Origin of the sequence: Corynebacterium sp. KPL4015 (assembly GCF_040225725.1) — a bacterium.
In the GTDB taxonomy this organism is placed as follows: Bacteria; Actinomycetota; Actinomycetes; order Mycobacteriales; family Mycobacteriaceae; genus Corynebacterium; species Corynebacterium rhinophilum.
This window is the reverse complement of sequence record NZ_JBEHGF010000003.1, coordinates 89,254-106,645: the sequence shown is the minus strand read 5'-3', so window position 1 is coordinate 106,645 and position 17,392 is coordinate 89,254. Positions and strand designations below refer to the sequence as shown.

General features: G+C 61.9%; 10 protein-coding genes and 1 pseudogene. 3 read left to right on the top strand and 8 right to left on the bottom strand.

Features of this window, described 5'->3' with window-relative positions; all coding sequences use genetic code 11:
* Positions 1-66: 66 nt before the first annotated feature.
* The 4 genes and pseudogenes from ABRP64_RS02125 to ABRP64_RS02110 all read right to left on the bottom strand — a co-directional run bounded on the left by ABRP64_RS02125 (position 67) and on the right by ABRP64_RS02110 (position 5,281).
* A complete protein-coding gene (locus tag ABRP64_RS02125) occupies positions 67-1,008 on the bottom strand; it encodes an ArsA family ATPase (protein ID WP_349865235.1) in 942 nt (313 codons plus the stop codon).
* Positions 999-1,256, bottom strand: a complete 258-nt coding sequence (locus tag ABRP64_RS02120; RefSeq protein WP_284782640.1) for a cory-CC-star protein — start codon at positions 1,254-1,256, stop codon at positions 999-1,001. Before ABRP64_RS02120 ends, ABRP64_RS02125 begins: the two co-directional genes overlap by 10 nt.
* Positions 1,240-2,951 (bottom strand): annotated as a pseudogene (locus ABRP64_RS02115) (carbon starvation CstA family protein). Before ABRP64_RS02115 ends, ABRP64_RS02120 begins: the two are co-directional and overlap by 17 nt.
* Before the next feature lie 227 nt (positions 2,952-3,178).
* On the bottom strand, positions 3,179-5,281 hold the full coding sequence (locus tag ABRP64_RS02110; RefSeq protein WP_284770327.1) for a PhoX family protein: 2,103 nt from the start codon (positions 5,279-5,281) through the stop codon (positions 3,179-3,181).
* Between the two features lie 190 nt (positions 5,282-5,471).
* Here ABRP64_RS02110 and lysS point away from each other — a divergent pair, with 190 nt between their 5' ends.
* Positions 5,472-7,049, top strand: coding sequence for a lysine--tRNA ligase (lysS, locus tag ABRP64_RS02105; protein WP_349865233.1), 1,578 nt, complete (start codon positions 5,472-5,474; stop codon positions 7,047-7,049).
* Positions 7,050-7,436: 387 nt separating this feature from the next.
* Here lysS and crtI read toward each other — a convergent pair whose 3' ends face one another.
* Genes crtI through ABRP64_RS02090 form a run of 3 tightly spaced genes read right to left on the bottom strand, consistent with a single transcriptional unit; the run spans position 7,437 to position 11,409 of the window.
* A complete protein-coding gene (gene crtI, locus ABRP64_RS02100) occupies positions 7,437-9,020 on the bottom strand; it encodes a phytoene desaturase family protein (RefSeq protein ID WP_349865231.1) in 1,584 nt (527 codons plus the stop codon).
* Between the two features lie 55 nt (positions 9,021-9,075).
* Entirely contained in the window at positions 9,076-9,942 is an 867-nt protein-coding gene (locus ABRP64_RS02095; RefSeq protein ID WP_349865229.1) for a phytoene/squalene synthase family protein, read from the bottom strand.
* A 30-nt stretch (positions 9,943-9,972) separates the two neighbouring features.
* Positions 9,973-11,409 (bottom strand): GuaB1 family IMP dehydrogenase-related protein, encoded by a 1,437-nt coding sequence (locus tag ABRP64_RS02090; RefSeq protein ID WP_284782646.1) that lies wholly within the window; start codon positions 11,407-11,409, stop codon positions 9,973-9,975.
* A 97-nt stretch (positions 11,410-11,506) separates the two neighbouring features.
* Here ABRP64_RS02090 and ABRP64_RS02085 point away from each other — a divergent pair, with 97 nt between their 5' ends.
* Positions 11,507-12,928, top strand: a complete 1,422-nt coding sequence (locus ABRP64_RS02085; RefSeq protein ID WP_349865227.1) for an MDR family MFS transporter — start codon at positions 11,507-11,509, stop codon at positions 12,926-12,928.
* 82 nt (positions 12,929-13,010) lie between these two features.
* On the opposite strand, the gene ABRP64_RS02080 is transcribed toward ABRP64_RS02085, so the two are convergent.
* A complete protein-coding gene (locus ABRP64_RS02080) occupies positions 13,011-14,336 on the bottom strand; it encodes a serine/threonine protein kinase (protein WP_349865225.1) in 1,326 nt (441 codons plus the stop codon).
* A gap of 216 nt (positions 14,337-14,552) precedes the next feature.
* Between ABRP64_RS02080 and ABRP64_RS02075 the strand changes: the two genes are divergently transcribed.
* A complete protein-coding gene (locus ABRP64_RS02075; protein WP_284852292.1) occupies positions 14,553-17,387 on the top strand; it encodes an ATP-dependent Clp protease ATP-binding subunit in 2,835 nt (944 codons plus the stop codon).
* Positions 17,388-17,392 lie beyond the last annotated feature (5 nt).

Here is a 17,392-nt window from a genome sequence, read left to right as displayed (position 1 = left end):
AGCAGACTCCGATCTCACTCGAGGTCGCTGGGTGCTGGATGGGCCGTTAGAGATCGCTCCAGATCGCTATAGATGCTCCGCCAGCCGCGCCACGGCTTCGGGGCTTCCCACCTCTTCTGGGAGCCAGGGGATCTCGTGGACCGGGGTATCGGGAAGCTTATCGTGCAAGAGCGCCAGGGCCTCGTCCTCGGCGGCGCGCCGGGAGGCCAAGAACTCGCCTTGGACCGCGGGCGTGCGGCGGTTGACCAGCATGGAGCCAACCCGCACGCCATTGCCGGTGAGATCCGCGTGGAACTCGGAAGATTCCAAGACGGGCAGGCGCTCGGCGGTGAGCACGATGTGGAACACGGTCTTCTTTGAGGTCAGCGCAGTGCGCAGGTGCTCGAAGCGCTCGCGGCGCTGGAAGAGCGTGGCGCGGATTTCCTGATTGCGCCGGTCCACTGGATCGTTATCGGCGCCGGATTCCGCGGACATCCCGCGCACCAATGAGCCGAATTTATCGGACTTCTCGCGCCGGGCAAGCAGCCCATCGGTATAGGAAGCCATGATTTCTGGCAGGGCCATCAGCCGGGAGGTGTGACCGGACGGGGCGGTATCGAAGATGAGGTAGTCATACTCGTTAGCGTTTGCGACCAAGGTGGCCATGCGCTCCAAGAGCGCCGCCTCCTGCGTGCCGGGGGATTGGCGGGCCAAGTCTAAGTGCTTTTTTACCTCGCCGTGCAGGTGCTCCGGCATGAACCGGCGCATCGAGGCACCCACGGTCGCGAGGTGTTCCTCGGTGGCTCGTGCCGGATCGAGCTCGATGGCGGAGAGGGATGGGGTGAGGTGAGTGGGGGCATCGGAAAGCGTGGCATCAAAGATATGTCCCAGGTTGTGCGCCGGATCCGTGGAGACCAATAGCACGTTATGGTCCTGGGAAAGGGACAGGGCCGTGGCCGTGGCGAGGGTGGTCTTGCCCACGCCGCCCTTGCCACCAAAGAACATGATGGGCGCGGTTTCTAGCAGCATTGAATATTCTCCACGGGTGATTTATCCATGCCCATGCGCGTGTGCCAGGCGTGGAAATCTTCGTAAACCAGCGGCAATAGCTCCAGCGTGTAGTAGCTGGCGGGGTTGGGGATGCCGAGCGCCTCCGAGGCCACCAGCATCATAAATAGGTCATCTTCTTGCTGCTGGGCCTTGGCAAAGACGGCGCGGTACGGGGCTTGGTAGAACTCGTTGAGCCCCGCACCGAAGGCCTTAAGCTTGTCGAGCATGCTGGGGAAGGGGAGCGTCGGAATCGTCGTCGGTCCACTCCAGCGGCGGTTCCTTGCGTGCGTTGGAGATAGCGCCGATCGACTCCACGATGACCCAGATGGAGGCGATGACGATGACGACGTCCATGCCGAAGAGCAGCCAGTTCTGATCCGCGAACAGGGACTTGAGCTGCAGCAGCGCTGCCCACAGAGACATGATGGTGACGAAGATGAGCGGGATGATAACCGGCAGGGTGGGCCGGCGCAGGTGGGTGAGGATGACCACGACGATGGCCAAGGACAGGCTGGCCATGAGCTGGTTGGTGGTACCGAAGAGCGGCCAGATGGTCATGCCGCCGGAGCCGTCCGCGCCCGCAGAGAAGGTCAGGCCGAAGGCCAGGCCCACCGCGATGATGGTAGAGACTAGGGCCGTGATGCGGATACCCATGATCTCGCCAATTTCCTGGACCACGATGCGCTGCAGGCGCACGCCGGAGTCCATGGTGGTGGCGGCGAAGAGCACGGCCATCGTCGCCAGGATGGTGGCAGACAGCGAGGTGGGAATGCCCAGGCCCTCGTTCATCAGCGCGCCGCCGCCTTGCACGAAGGCATTGACGCCGCCGGCGTTCCACTCGGCGTAGATTTCCTCCCAATTCGCCAGGGTCTTAAAGCCAGCGGTGGTGGCGATGATGGTGCCGAGCGCCAGCAGACCCTCGCCCACAGCACCGAAGTAGCCCACGAAGCGGACATCGGTTTCCTTATCAATCTGCTTAGACGAGGTACCCGAGGCCACGATGCCGTGGAAGCCAGAGATGGCGCCGCAGGCGATGGTGACAAAAAGCAGCGGGAAAACCCCGGGGTGCCGTCAGGAACGTTTTCGCGCACGGCTGGGGCGGCGAGCTCCGGACGGGTGATGAGGAAGGAGCCGTACAAGATAATAAGCCCCACGAAAAGCTGCAGGCCATTGATGTAATCGCGCGGCTGGAGCAGCACCCACACCGGCAGCAGCGAGGCGATGAAGGCGTAGATAAATAGCAGGATGATCCACACGCCGTTGGCGGGAATGCCCAGGACCGTCTCCGGCAACACGACCGGGAAGCGGTCGCCCAAAACCATCAGCGAGTACAGCGCCACCACGCCCACGAGGGAGACCAGCGGCAGGTTCCAGTTCAGGCGGTAGATGGCCTGGCCAATCAGCAGCGCGACGGCAATGGCACCCCACGTAGGAATGACCGCCGAGGGCGTGGAAATAAGCAGGTTCGAAATCACCACGGCGAACGCGGCATTGACCATGAGCAGCAGCAAGAAGATCACGATGAGGAAGAGGTTGCGCCCGCGCTTGCCGATGTAGCGCCCCGACAACGTACCAATCGACTGACCCTTGTGTCGCTGCGAGGCCCACAGCGCACCCAAGTCGTGCATGCCGGCGATGAAGAAGGTGCCTAACGTGACCCACAGGAATGCCGGGAGCCAGCCCCAAATGACGGCCACTGCCGGGCCGATAATCGGTGCCGCACCCGCCACGGAGGTGAAGTGGTGGCCCCACAGCACATATTTATTGGTGGGAACATAATCCACGCCGTCTTTGAGGCGGTGCGCTGGGGTGGTGTAGTTCTCAGATAACCGGAAGATGCTCTTGCCCAGGAACTTGGAATAGAGCAGGTAGCCGGCGGCCATCATCGCGATGCCGACAATGGCGAGGACAAGAGAGTTCATAGTGTGTGTCTCCTCATAGGCGGGAAGGTGGCGTGTCTCACACGTGCGGACAGTATGCCATAACTCACGTATCTATTTGCTTGTGGGGGAGACCGGTGGGCAGATTTATATTTGGCAGGCGGGTCGGAGTACACCTCTTAGTTCAGTCGCAGTGGATAGACGAAAAGCACGGCCCCTGCTCCGAGAGGAACGAGGGCCGCGCGGTGGGTGCTTAAACCGAGTGGCGTTTAATTCTTATCGACGCCGATATTTCCGTCCTTCTTCCACACCACAACCACTGCTGGGCGTGGGGTGGACGTGCCCCCCTCTGGCCAGTGGGAGGTTTGCTTTTCAAAGGTGGCGTCATCGGTTTCGCCTGGGTGCTGGACGTTGACCATCACGCGCTCATCGGTGACGATGGGGCCGCAGGTCTCGGCGCCCGCCGGCACGGTCAGGAAGCACTTGAGCTCACCGCGGGTATCGCCCTCGGTGGTTACGGCGTAGAGGCCGTCGTTGGACTCGAGCGCGTTGCCGTCGGTGGAAATCCACATATTGCCGTGGTTATCAAAGGCCAAGTTATCCGGGCAGGAAATTGGGGATACCTTCTCCTTGTCAAAGCCACCGAAGTAGGTATTGGCCTCCTTCGGATCGCCACAGACCAGGAAGAGATTCCAGGTGAACTTTTCACCAGCGTGGTCATCTTCAATCTCCATGACCAGACCGTTCTTATTTTCCTTGACGGGAGCCCACTCCATCGGATCTTCCTTGTTCTTCTTGGCGTTTTCGCCGGTAGCACCGCGGTAGGAGTTATTGGTCAGGGCCACGTAGACCTTCTCAGAGTCTGGGTGGACCTGCATATCTTCAGGGCGGTCCATCTTGGTAGCGCCCACCTTATCGGCGGCCTCGCGGGTGTAGACGGCAACCTCTTCGGCGGACATGCCATCGACGTGGGACTCGAATTTGTTGTTCTCCGTATCGGAGGTCAGCAGCTTGATCCACTTACCTTCGCCGTCGAAGGCACCGTCCTCTGGCAGTACGCCGGAACCGTCGATCTCATCTTCTGGGGAGTTGCCTTCCATCTTGGCCACGTACAAGGCGCCGTGGTCCAAGATGCTGAGGTTGTGCTCGATGTTGCCTTCTTCGTACTTCTTGGTGGAGATGAACTTGTAGATGTACTCGAAGCGGGAGTCATCGCCGGAGTAGCACACGACGGTGCCATCGGAAGCGATGTGAATATTGCCGGCCTCGTGTTTGAAGCGTCCAAGCGCGGTGTGCTTGACCGGGGTGGACTCCGGGTCCAGTGGGTTAATTTCTACGATCCAGCCGAAGCGGTTGGGCTCATTCGGTTCCTTGGAGACGTCGAAGCGCTTATCAAAGCGCTCCCACTTGCGCTCGGATTCGCCATCTTCCATGCCGAAGCGCTCAAGGGATTCCTGTGCCTTCTTGTCATCCAGGTTGGCGTGAGCGAAGTACTGGTCAAAGTTCTCCTCGCCGGAGAGCATGGTGTTCCACGGAGTGATGCCGCCGGAGCAGTTATTCAGGGTGCCCTTGACCTGCTTGCCGGTCTTATCGGCGGAGGTCTTCACAAACTCGGAGCCGGCTGCTGGGCCAACCAGAGTGAACTCGGTCGTGGCGGTGATGCGGCGGTTAAGCGGACCAAACTCGCGCTTGAGTTCACCGGTATTGCCCACCTTGGACACCTCCACGATGGAGTGGCCGTGGCCCGCCCAACCAATCTTGGCCTGCTCTTCGGTGGGGTTATCCGCATCGTAGTTGGGGAACATCTGCGGCTCGGTGGTGTACTCGTGGGAGCAGACGTAGATAAGGCGATTGTCATCATCCGGGTGCTCGATAAGTCCGGCGAAGTCGTTATTGAAGCCGAACTGCTTCTCGGCGGCCTCGGCCGTCTGGTTCTTATCATCAAACTCTGGCGCATCCTTGAACAGCGGGTCTCCCCAGGCGATGAGAACGGACTGCTTATAGCCATCCGGGATGACTACTTCGTCCTTTTCGTTCGGCTCAACTGGGTCAAACTTCATACCCTCTGCGGAGGTGAGTTCTACATTGGCCTCGGAAGTCTTGCCCCCCTTGGCCTCGGAGGAAGAGGCTTCATTGGAGACTTCATCCGGGTTGGAGCAGGCAGCCAACGCGGCGCCGCCGCCGACGGTTACTACGGACAAGCTGCCCGCGCGCAGAGCGGTACGGCGGGAGAACTGGTCACCGAAGTATGGGTTATCAGACTTGTTCTCACATTCACCGAAGCAGGCATTGCCGCACTTGTAGGTGCACGTCAAGCTGGAACGAGAGGATGCGAAGAGACTAGAGAGAAGGTTGCGGCCTTTAAGCGCCATTATTACTGCTCCAAAGAAGGTCGAAAATATTGATAAGACATGGGGTCAGCCATATATATAAGGGGATGCCAGTAACAGTGCGTTGGCCTTGAGGTGACAGCGAAGTGAACTATGCGTAAATCTTTCCCGGGGTAGGGGCGCTATGGGCCAAATCGCGGGTAGCGGGCGGGATCGACTACCCTAGGCTAACGTGAGCGAGCAGAAGAATAATGAAGTAAACGATGTCCCTGAGCAGCTGCGCATCCGCCGCGAGAAGCGCGATCGCCTGCTCGAATCCGGCGTGGAGGCCTACCCGGTATCCGTCGAGCGCACTATCTCCCTCAAGGAATTGCGCCATGATTTCCGCGTAGTGGCCGAGGGCGAAGAGCCGGGCAATGAAGAGGGCGTGACCTACCTGGCCGCTGGTGAGGAAACCGAGGTCACCCACGCTATTGCCGGCCGCCTTATCTTCATGCGCAATACCGGCAAGCTGTGCTTTGCCACCTTGCAGGACGGCGATGGCACCCAGATGCAGGCCATGCTTTCGCAGGCCAAGGTGGGCAAGGAGCGCCTCGATGCCTGGAAGTCCGATGTGGATTTGGGCGACTTCATCTCCGTTAGCGGCCACGTGGTTGCGTCCCGCCGTGGCGAGCTGTCCATCATGGCTGAGGAATGGACCATGGCGGCCAAGTCCCTGCGCCCGCTGCCGGTGTCCTTCGCGGATATGGCTGAAGATACCCGCGTGCGCCAGCGCTATAACGACCTCATTATCCGCGAAGAGGCCCGCAAGAACGCCATGGTGCGCGTGAAGGTCATGCGTGCGCTGCGCAATTACCTGGAAGGCCAGGACTTTGTAGAGATCGAAACCCCGATGCTGCAGACCCTGCACGGTGGTGCGGCCGCTCGCCCGTTTATCACCCACTCCAATGCGCTCGATATTGACCTCTACCTGCGCATTGCTCCGGAGCTGTACTTGAAGCGCGCCGTCGTCGGTGGCATCGACCGCGTCTTTGAAATCAACCGCAACTTCCGCAATGAGGGCGTGGACCGCTCCCACTCGCCGGAGTTCGCCATGCTGGAGACCTACGCCGCCTGGGGCGATTACAATGATTGCGCCCGCATGACCCGCGAGTCCATCCAGTCCGTGGCCCGCGAGGTCTTTGGTTCTACCACCGTCACGCTTGCCGATGGCACCGATTTCGACTTCGGCGGCGAGCAATGGCCCGAAATCGAGATGTACCCGTCCCTGAACGAGGCCTTGCAGCGCAAGTTCCCCGGCCAGCCGGAGGTCACCATCGACACCGACGTGGAGACCCTTAAAGGTATTGCCAAGATCATCGGCCTCGACGTGCCGCAGGGCGAAGGCTGGGGCCACGGCAAACTGGTGGAGGAAATCTGGGAGGTCCTGTGCGAGGACCAACTGGAAGGCCCCATCTTTGTGAAGAACTTCCCGGTCGAGACCTCCCCGCTAACCCGCCAGCACCGTTCCGAGCCCGGCGTGACCGAAAAGTGGGACCTGTACGTGCGCGGCTTCGAGCTGGCCACCGGCTACTCGGAGCTTGTCGATCCCGTCGTCCAGCGCGAGCGCTTCGAGGACCAGGCCCGCCTTGCCGCCGGTGGCGATGAGGAAGCCATGGTCTTGGACGAGGACTTCCTGGCCGCGATGGAACAGGGCATGCCGCCGACGGCCGGTACCGGCATGGGCATGGACCGCCTGCTCATGGCCCTGACCGGCCTCGGAATTCGCGAGACCGTGCTCTTCCCGCTGGTAAAGCCAGAACAGAAGTAGCCCATACCCGGCGCCCCCACTCGGTGCCCGCCCACGCAGGCACCCGTTAGCGCCCCGAAACCGGCTGCAGCCTTCCTTTGGCTGCAGCCTTTTTGTTTACCCATTGCACCCGCCGCGTGTGCCTCGCAGGCCGAGTCGCACGCCTACTTCTGCCTAGTTCTATCGGTTTCACAAAAGTGCAACCTCCTCGGTGATATCTGAGCGAAAAATGCTACATCTCAGGGCCGAGTTTGCTCAGTTATCACCGAGGACCTATTGCATCGGAGGTTGCACAAAGGAGGTTGCGCATCAGAGGCTCCACAATCGAGGCCGAACGGGAGGCGTTGCGCATCGGAGGCCGCGCTGCGAGAAGTGGGCGGCAAGTGGAGAACGATCCGGCGAGCGGCCTCAGGCATCATCTGTGGGAAGCGGCCCAGCGGAGGTATCGCCGCGCAGGCGTTTGATGATGTTTTCTGCAGAAATCAGGCACATCGGCACGCCGACGCCCGGCACGGTGGTCGCACCGGCGTAGTAGAGGCCGGCCACCTTGCGCGAGGCATTGCGCCCGCGGAAGAACGCAGATTGAAATAGCGTATGTGCTGGCCCCAAAGCTCCACCTGACCAGGAGTGATAGCGGTCGGCAAAATCGGCTGGTCCGAGGCTGCGCGTGATGGTGATTCGCTCGCGGAGGTCAGGAATATCGGCGGTGCGGGAAAGCTGGTCGAGGGCGGCATCGGCAATAGCAGCAACGCGCGGGGAAGCCTCGGGATGGTAGGCATCGCCGTGCCCGTAGGCTTCTGCAGCGGGTACGGGGATGAGGAAGAACAAGTTCTCGTGGCCTTCTGGTGCGACATCCGCGTCGGTGGCCGAAACCTTCGAAATGTAGATGGACTCAGAGGCGCCGAGGGGACGTTCCGTTTCCGGCGCGGAAAAGACTGCGCGGAAATCGGGGTCCCAGTCCTGGCTGAACAAAAAGGTGTGGTGAGCTAGCTCCGGGAGCTTTCCCTTCACACCGGCGAGTACCACCACGGTACCCAGCCCCGGATTGCGGCGGGCCCAGTAGCGCTCCGGATAGGTGCGCAGCTTCCGGGGCAGCAGCTGATTTTCGGTGTGGTGCAGGTCAGCAGCCGAGACCACAATATCGGCATCGATATGCCCGTTCGTTGTGCGGACGCCGGTGGCGCGGGAGGAGGACCCGCCGGTGGTGGTGATGGAGGTGACCTCTTCACCCAAGCGGAAGGTGGCGCCGAATTTTTCCGCTTGGCGGTAGATGGCCTGCACCACCGCGTGGAATCCGCCGAGGGGGTAGCGCACACCTTCCACCAGGTCAGTATGGCTTAAAAGGGAATACAGCGCTGGGGCCGCGGCAGGCTCGGAGGAGAGAAAAACCGCTGGGTAGCTCAGGATCTGTCGCAGGCGCGTATCCGAAAATTGCCCGTTGACGTGCTTTTGCAAGCTAGTAGTAAGCAGCGCTGCAATCCGCGCTAGCCGATGCCGAATATCTGCATGCACCAAGTTCAAGGGCGCCGAAAATGTGGTGTACAAAAAGTGATCGAGCGCTACGTTGTAGGCGTCGCTGGCATCTGCCAAATAGCTGCGCACCTGGCTGCCCGCGCCTGGTTCTAGCGACTCGAAGAGTTGGGCCACGTTATCGGTCCCGGAATGTACATCCACGGGGGCAGGGCGCGAGCCGGTGCCAGTAGCGGATTCGGCGGGGCCGCCGGTATAGACGCGGTAATCCGGCGAGAGTCCCACCAGATCCAGTTCCTTTTCTGTCGAGGTACCGCAGAGGGAAAAGAAGTGGTCGAAGGCATCCGGCATGAGGTACCAGGACGGTCCGGTATCCCAGCGGAACCCAGCCTCCGCATAGCTGCCCGCGCGCCCGCCGACCTCGTCTAGGGAGTCTACGACGGTAACTTCATAGCCCTCTTTTCCGAGGAGGGCAGCGGTGGCAAGGCCGGCGATGCCGGCCCCGATGACGACGGCGTGCATGATGTTCTCCTTAGGATTCAGTCTTCGGCGGGGTCCTTTACCTACGCGCGGTGCATTACCGCACCGCGCGCCTACGCACCGCACGCACCGCTCGCACCGCACGGGCGGCCACCCACGCCTTGGTGCGATTCGGCACGGATATGCGGGTGGTTTTTAACTCCGCGGCGGGGGTAGCGGCGAGCCGGTTGGTGAGCTCGGCAAAGATATCGGCGGCCGCGCGCACACCGAAGCGGGCGGATAGCGGCAAGAGGTTAATGGATTCTTCGGCGGCAGCGAGATCGTGGCGGATATCGGCGATGAGCGCGGACTTGGCGGCCTCGGAAAGCTCTCCGCCAGCGGCCTGTGGAAAATAGGCCCGGCCCAGGACCGAGGAGTCCTCGCCTAAATCCCGCAGGAAGTTAATCTTTTGAAACGCTGCCCCCAAGTGGCGTGCGCCGCGGTCCATCGTGGAGCGGTCGGCGGCGGACACGGTTTCTTCCGCCAAGAAGACCTGCACGCACAATAAGCCGATGACCTCGGCGGAACCGTAGATATACTCGGCGAGTTCCGCGGCGGAATACTCCCGCTGGGAAAGGTCGGCGCGCATGGAATCGAAAAAGGCCACGAGGTGCTCGCGCTGGAAGCCACAGCGCCTAGCGGTAATGGCATAGGAGTGCACGACGGGATCGGTGTGCAACCTTTTCTCCGGCGCCGCTAGGATCGCTGTCTCGTAGGCATCGAGCGCGGCGGCGGCATCGATGCTGGCTTGGTGCGCGGTGCCATCGACAAGCTCGTCTGCGAAGCGCACTACGGCATAAAGGTGGCGGATGTCTTCGCGCACCCGCCCGCGCAAAAGGCGCGTGGCCAGGGTAAAACTGGTGGAATACTGCCCCATAACCTGCGCGGCCGCGCGCGAGGCCGCCTGGTCATAGCGAGTCAACATACTTGAAAAGTAGCATGCGCCCAAAGCGTCCTAGCGGTTGGTGGCCCGCGGCTGGCCCTCGGCAAAGCCGGCGGCCGATTGCACACCCACGGTGGCGCGCTCGTGGAAGCTAGCCAGCGAATCGGCCCCGGCGTAGGTGCAGGACGAGCGCACGCCGGAGATGATGCGGTCCACCAAGTACTCCACGCCGCCGTGTTCCGGATCGAGGTAGATGCGGGAGGTGGAAATGCCCTCTTCAAACATCTCGCGGCGGGCGCGCTCAAAGGCCTCGGTAGCGGAATTGCGCCCGCGCACCGCCCTGCGCGAGGCCATGCCGAACGATTCCTTGTAGAACGAGCCATCGGCGTCCTTGTGCAGGTCACCGGGCGATTCAAAGGTGCCGGCGAACCAGGAGCCAATCATCACATTGGACGCGCCCGCGGCCAGCGCCAGGGCCACGTCGCGGGGATCGCGCACGCCACCATCGGCCCATACGTGCGCGCCAACCTCGCGGGCTGCGGCGGCACACTCCAGCACGGCGGAAAATTGCGGGCGCCCCACGCCGGTTTGCATGCGGGTGGTGCACATCGCGCCGGGGCCCACGCCGACCTTGATAATATCCGCGCCCGCCGCGGCCAACTCGCGCACGCCGGCGGCCGTGACCACGTTTCCGGCGGCAATCGGCAAACCCAAATCCAGGTCCCGGACCTTGCGCAGCGCCGCCAGCATGCTGTCTTGATGCCCGTGGGCGGTATCGATGACGAGGACGTCAGCGCCGGCATCGGCAAGCGCCCGCGCCCTGCCCTCAACGTCGCCATTAATGCCCACCGCGGCACCGATGTGCAGGCGCCCCTGCTTGTCGATGCCCGGCTTATACATCGTCGCCCGCAACGCACCCTTGCGCGTCAAAATGCCGGCCAGCGTGCCATCCGGGTTGACCACAGGGGCGAGCTTGCGCGAGGTTGCGCGCAGGCGGGTAAAGGCCTCCTGTGGGTCGATGCCCACCGGTAAGGTGACCAAATCCGTGGTCATGAGCTCGCCCACGGCGGTAAAATTATCCTGCCCGCGCAGGTCCTTCGGCGTAATGACGCCCACCGGCAGCGCGCCGTCGACCACGATGGCCGCGCCGTGGGCGCGCTTGTGCAAAAGGTTGCTGGCATAGCCCACCGTGTGGTGCGGCTTGATGGTGATTGGGGTGTCATAGACCAGGTCAGCGGCCTTTACCGAGGCGATCGTCTCCGCCGCGGCCTCCAGGCTGAGATCCTGCGGCAGGATGGCCATGCCGCCGCGCCGGGCGATGGTCTCTGCCATGCGGCGGCCGGCCACCGCGGTCATATTCGCCACGATGAGCGGGATGGTATTGCCCGTGCCATCGGCCGCGGTGAGGTCGACCGCCTGCCGCGAGCCAACATCCGAGTGATTCGGCACCATAAATACATCCGAGTAGGTCAGCTCGTAGGGCGGGCGGGAATCATTGAGGAAATGCACTGTGGGATTGCCTAACGTGAATCGAGGGTGCGGTAGAAGACATCTAAATCATACGCCCCAAGTTTTGCAGGTTAAGCCAACTCAGTATCCTGATTTGGTGTCTCAGAATCCCGCCCCGAAAATTTCCGCAGAGGTCATAGCCAACCTCACCATCTTGGTGCTCTCCGCGATGGTGATGATCCTGAATGAAACCGCGCTTTCGGTGGCGCTGCCCACCATCATGGCGGATTTCTCCATCCCGGCGACCTCCGCGCAGTGGCTGCTGACCGGCTTCTTGCTCACCATGGGCGTGGTCATTCCCACCACTGGGTTCCTGATGGATAAATTCACCACCCGGCAGATTTTTGGCGCCTCCACCGGCATCTTCCTGACGGGCACGGTGCTAGCGGCGCTCGCCCCGGCCTTTGGGTTACTGCTGGCCGGCCGCGTGCTGCAGGCTGCCGGTACCGCGCTGATGATTCCCACCCTTATGACCGTGGCCATGACGCTCGTTCCTCCGCAGCGCCGCGGCACCATCATGGGCATTATCACCGTGGTTATCTCCGTCGCGCCGGCCCTAGGCCCCACCGTCGGCGGGTTCATTTTGAGCATGGCGACCTGGCACGTCATCTTCTGGGCCATGGTTCCGCTCATCGCCGCCATTAGCATCGCCGGCTACTTCCGTCTGGTCAACGTGGGCGAGCGCAGGGATACCCCGCTCGATATTCCGTCGGTATTCTTATCCGCCCTGGCCTTCGGCGGGCTCATTTACGGCCTTTCGTCCATCGAAAAGATGGTGGAGGGCGGCTCGCTTGCCGATGCCCTCCTGCTCCTCCTCGGCATCCTCGCCCTCATCACCTTTACCGTGCGCCAACACCGGTTGGCGAAGGTAAACCGCGCGCTATTGGACCTGCGCCCGTTCAAGGTCCGCAATTTCACCCTCGCGGTTATCGCCATGCTGCTCATGTTCGCCCTGCTGCTGGGTACGGTGAATATTCTGCCCATTTATCTGCAGACCTCGCTGGCGGTATCCTCGCTGGTCACCGGCCTCGTGGTCATGCCAGGCGGCCTCCTGCAGGGCGGGATTTCCCCGATTGTGGGGCGGATTTATGACGCCCTTGGCCCCCGGCCCCTGTTGATTCCCGGCGCCATCATGTTTTCTACCGGCATTTGGCTGATGACCCTGCTGACAGAAAATAGCGAGGTATGGATGGTCATCGGCATGCATGTCCTGTTCGCCGTGGGCATCGCGCTCATGATGACCCCGCTGATGACGGTCTCGCTGTCCTCGCTTCCCGATCACCTCTACTCCCACGGCTCCGCCATTTTGAATACGCTGCAGCAGCTCGCCGGCGCGGCGGGCACCGCCTTCCTCGTGGCCTTTTTGACTAGCGGCACCAAATCCGGCCAAGCCGAGGGCATGAGCGAGGCCGCCGCCACCGCCCAAGGCGCGCACTGGGCCTTCCTTTTCGCCGGCGTGCTCTCGCTTTTCGTGCTCGTGCTAGCGCCGCTGCTCAAGCGCGTGCCCGCCGCCGACTAACGCCGCGCGGACTAGCGCCGCGCGGAGTAACCCCTGCCGGGAGAGCGCGGACCGGTCAGCCTCGCCAGCTCTCCTCCGGCGCCTACTGCGCGCACAAAGGTAGCTTTAGCCGCGCGGATTCGGCATCGTCGCCCCACACCATGAAGATGGACTGGGTGCCTTCCACGGCCATAACGTAGGTCTGCGGATCCGTTGAGGCCTCGTAGCTTTGGATGGTGCACCTATCGTTAGACAGCTCTACTGGGTCAGTGTTTGGGAGGACGGCATCGCGTTCTTCCACACTGGGGTAGTAGGCGGCGGTGTAGTTGAAACCATCGCCCGAGCAGGTGATCTTCGCTTCTTGTCCATCTTCTGGAGGACGGGAGGAACACTCTGCACCGAGCGCGCCGTCTTGGCCGCTGCGCGAGCCGATCAGGCTCGGATAAGCATCCGCTAGGTTCTTTTCCTTGTCATCCCAGCTGGGGTAGGACAGGAAGAACCACAACGCGCCCGCGGCGGCCACCGCGATGACGGCCAAAACAGAAATGAGCGCGATGAGCCCGCCCTTGCCCTTCTTCTTTGGCGGGGCCGTATTCATCGGCGGTACCGGCTGTTGCTGGTACTGCTGCTGGTATTGCTGTTGATACTGCGGCCCGGCCTGGTTCTGCGGTGGGAACTGTTGCTGCGGTTGTGGCGGGAACTGTTGTTGCGGCTGGGACTCGGGCTCTGCGACCTGCACCGGCGGGAATTGTGAGGTATCGAGATCCCGCTCGGGGCGCAGCGCCTTAACGACCTCTTTAGCGCTCGAGAAATCCTTGTCCGGCCTAAAAGAAGGACACGTGGCGGTAACGAGTTTTTGGAAGGCGCGGACCGCATCGGCACCCGTCGCGCTCTTCGCCTTTTCCGAATCTTTCTCGGCGGTTTCCTGTGCAGACTTCTCCGCCGTTGTCTCCGCGGAGCTGGCACCGCCTGGGCCAGCGGCGGCGAGGACGGCGACCTCTTTATCCTCATCCACGAAAACGCGCTCGGCCTTGAGTCCATGGACGGCGAAATCCGCGCGGTTGCGGCTAATCAGGAAATCCACCGCTCCGGCCACGGGGGTGAGGATTTCTTGGGCGCGGAGTTTGGTGGGGGCATCGGCAAGCGCGGGCAAGGCTGTGCCCTTACAGCCCTTGCGGACCAAGAACTCCTGGCCATCCGCGGTGGTGCCAGAGCCCACCAGGGCGGCGAGCGCGGGGTGGTGCAGGCCGTGCAAGGCGGTAGAGGCCTTGACGATGCCCCTTGCCTCCGCCGCAAAGATCTCCACCGTAAATTCCTCGTGCGTGGAGCCATCCTCCACGACAAAAAGGGTGGAGTTGGGCCCCTCATCCAGCACTGCCTTTTCGTGCAGGTTGTGCTGGGAAGCAAAGAATTCGGGAAGGTGCGGCACGGCTATTTTATTCCTTTGTATCTACGAGACGACAGGGAGAATGAAGAAGATTCTAGAGCAAAAAGGCCCTGTTCGCTACCGGCGTACACCCATGTGAGCTGCGAGTATGGGCGGTTTGGGCCGTTTATAGGGCGATGGGGGCCAAAAAGAGGAAATCCTTTGGGGCGTGCGGCGTTACAGTGGGTACCACATTAGAAGCGAAAGTTTAGGGGAGTCATGTTCGAGAGGTTTACAGACCGTGCTCGTCGCGTCATCGTTTTGGCGCAAGAAGAAGCACGCATGCTTAACCACAACTACATCGGAACCGAGCACATCCTGCTCGGCCTTATCCACGAGGGAGAAGGTGTAGCTGCCAAGGCTCTAGAGTCCATGGGCATTTCCTTGGAGGACGTGCGCCGTGAGGTAGAGGAGATCATCGGCCAGGGCAGCCAGCCGCACACCGGCCACATTCCTTTTACCCCGCGCGCTAAGAAGGTCCTTGAGCTGTCCTTGCGCGAGGGCCTGCAGATGGGTCACAAGTACATCGGCACGGAGTTCCTCCTGCTCGGACTTATCCGTGAGGGCGACGGCGTTGCCGCACAGGTGCTGACGAAGCTCGGCGCTGATCTGCCGCGCGTGCGTCAGCAGGTTATCCAGCTGCTGTCCGGCTACGAGGGCGGCCAGCAAGAAGGCGGCGGCGACTCGAACCAAGCCCCAGGCCCCATCGGCGCGGGCGCAGGTTCCGGCGCCGGTGCCGGCGGACGCGGTGGTTCCGGCGGCTCGGGCGAGCGCTCCAACTCGCTCGTGCTGGACCAGTTCGGCCGCAACCTCACCCAGGCAGCCAAGGACGGCAAGCTAGACCCCGTCGTTGGTCGCGAGTCTGAGGTTGAGCGCATCATGCAGGTACTCTCCCGCCGCACCAAGAACAACCCGGTGCTCATCGGTGAGCCCGGCGTTGGTAAGACCGCTGTGGTTGAGGGCTTGGCGCTGGACATCGTCAACGGCAAGGTCCCAGAAACTCTTAAGGACAAGCAGCTGTACTCGCTTGACCTGGGTTCTTTGGTTGCCGGTTCCCGCTACCGCGGTGACTTTGAGGAACGCCTAAAGAAGGTTCTTAAGGAAATTAACCAGCGCGGTGACATCATCTTATTCATCGACGAGATTCACACCCTCGTCGGTGCCGGTGCCGCCGAAGGTGCCATCGACGCTGCTTCGCTGCTAAAACCCAAGCTTGCCCGCGGTGAGCTACAGACCATCGGTGCTACCACCCTGGATGAGTATCGCAAGCACATCGAAAAGGATGCCGCGCTGGAGCGTCGTTTCCAGCCGGTGCAGGTCGATGAACCTTCGCTGGATGATACTTTCCTCATCCTGAAGGGCCTGCGCGATAAGTACGAGGCGCACCACCGCGTGTCCTACACCGATGAGGCACTGCACGCTGCCGCGCAGCTGGCGGACCGCTACATCAATGACCGCTTCTTGCCGGATAAGGCCGTCGACCTCCTCGATGAGGCCGGTGCCCGCATGCGCATCAAGCGCATGACCGCCCCGAAGGGCCTGCGCGAGGTCGATGACCGCATCGCAGAGGTTCGCCGGGAAAAGGAAGCGGCTATCGATGCCCAGGACTTCGAAAAGGCCGCCGGCCTGCGCGATGACGAGCGCAAGCTGGGCGAGGAGCGCTCCGAGAAGGAAAAGCAGTGGCGCTCCGGTGACCTGGAGGAAATCGCCGAGGTGGGCGAGGACCAAATTGCTGAGGTTCTGGCGCACTGGACCGGCATCCCCGTGCTGAAGCTGACGGAGAAGGAATCTTCCCGCCTGCTCAACATGGAAGAAGAGCTGCACAAGCGCATCATTGGCCAGGACGAGGCGGTCAAGTCCGTCTCCCGCGCCATCCGCCGCACCCGTGCAGGCCTCAAGGATCCACGCCGTCCTTCCGGTTCCTTCATCTTCGCCGGCCCGTCCGGTGTGGGTAAGACTGAGCTGTCGAAGTCGCTGGCTAACTTCCTCTTCGGTTCAGATGATGACCTCATCCAGATCGACATGGGCGAGTTCCACGACCGCTTCACCGCCTCCCGCCTCTTCGGTGCTCCTCCGGGATACGTTGGCTACGAAGAGGGCGGCCAGCTGACCGAGAAGGTTCGCCGCAAGCCATTCTCCGTGGTGCTTTTTGATGAGATCGAAAAGGCCCACAAGGAGATCTACAACACCTTGCTGCAGGTGCTGGAAGATGGCCGGCTTACCGATGGCCAGGGCCGCGTCGTCGACTTCAAGAACACCGTCCTCATCTTCACCTCGAACCTGGGTACCCAGGACATCTCTAAGCCGGTGGGCTTGGGCTTTACCGGCGCCAGCGAGAACGATTCGGACGCCCAGTACGAGCGGATGAAGGCAAAGGTCAACGACGAGCTGAAGAAGCACTTCCGCCCCGAGTTCCTGAACCGTATCGATGACGTCGTGGTCTTCCACCAGCTCACCCGCGAGCAGATCGTGCAGATGGTTAACCTGCTCATTGACCGCGTGGGTACCCAGCTGGAGGAGCGCGATATGGGCATCGAGCTCACCGATAAGGCCCAGAACCTCCTGGCCCAGCGCGGCTTCGACCCGGTTCTTGGTGCTCGTCCGTTGCGCCGCACCATTCAGCGCGATATCGAGGACCAGCTCTCGGAGAAGATCCTCTTCGGCGAGATTGGCGCCGGCGAGATCATCTCGGTCGACGTCGAAGGCTGGGACGGCGAGTCCAAGGACGACTCCGGCGCTACCTTCACTTTCACCCCGCGCCCGAAGCCGCTGCCGGATGACATCGATGAGCCTTCGCTTGCCGATGCCTCCGTCCGCGACAACGATCCCTCCGACGGTTCCGATTCGGATAACTCCGATTCCGATTCCAACGACGACAACGGCGACGGCAACGGTCCAAAGGACGGCGGTTCCGGTTCCGACAATGACGGCATCGACACCAACGGCGAGCCGGATGTCATTTCCCCGGATGTGCCTTCGGAAACGCCGGGCCCTGGTAACTCCGACGACGATGGCAAGAACCCGCCACCAGCAGGTGCTGGCCAGCCGATGTAACTAAT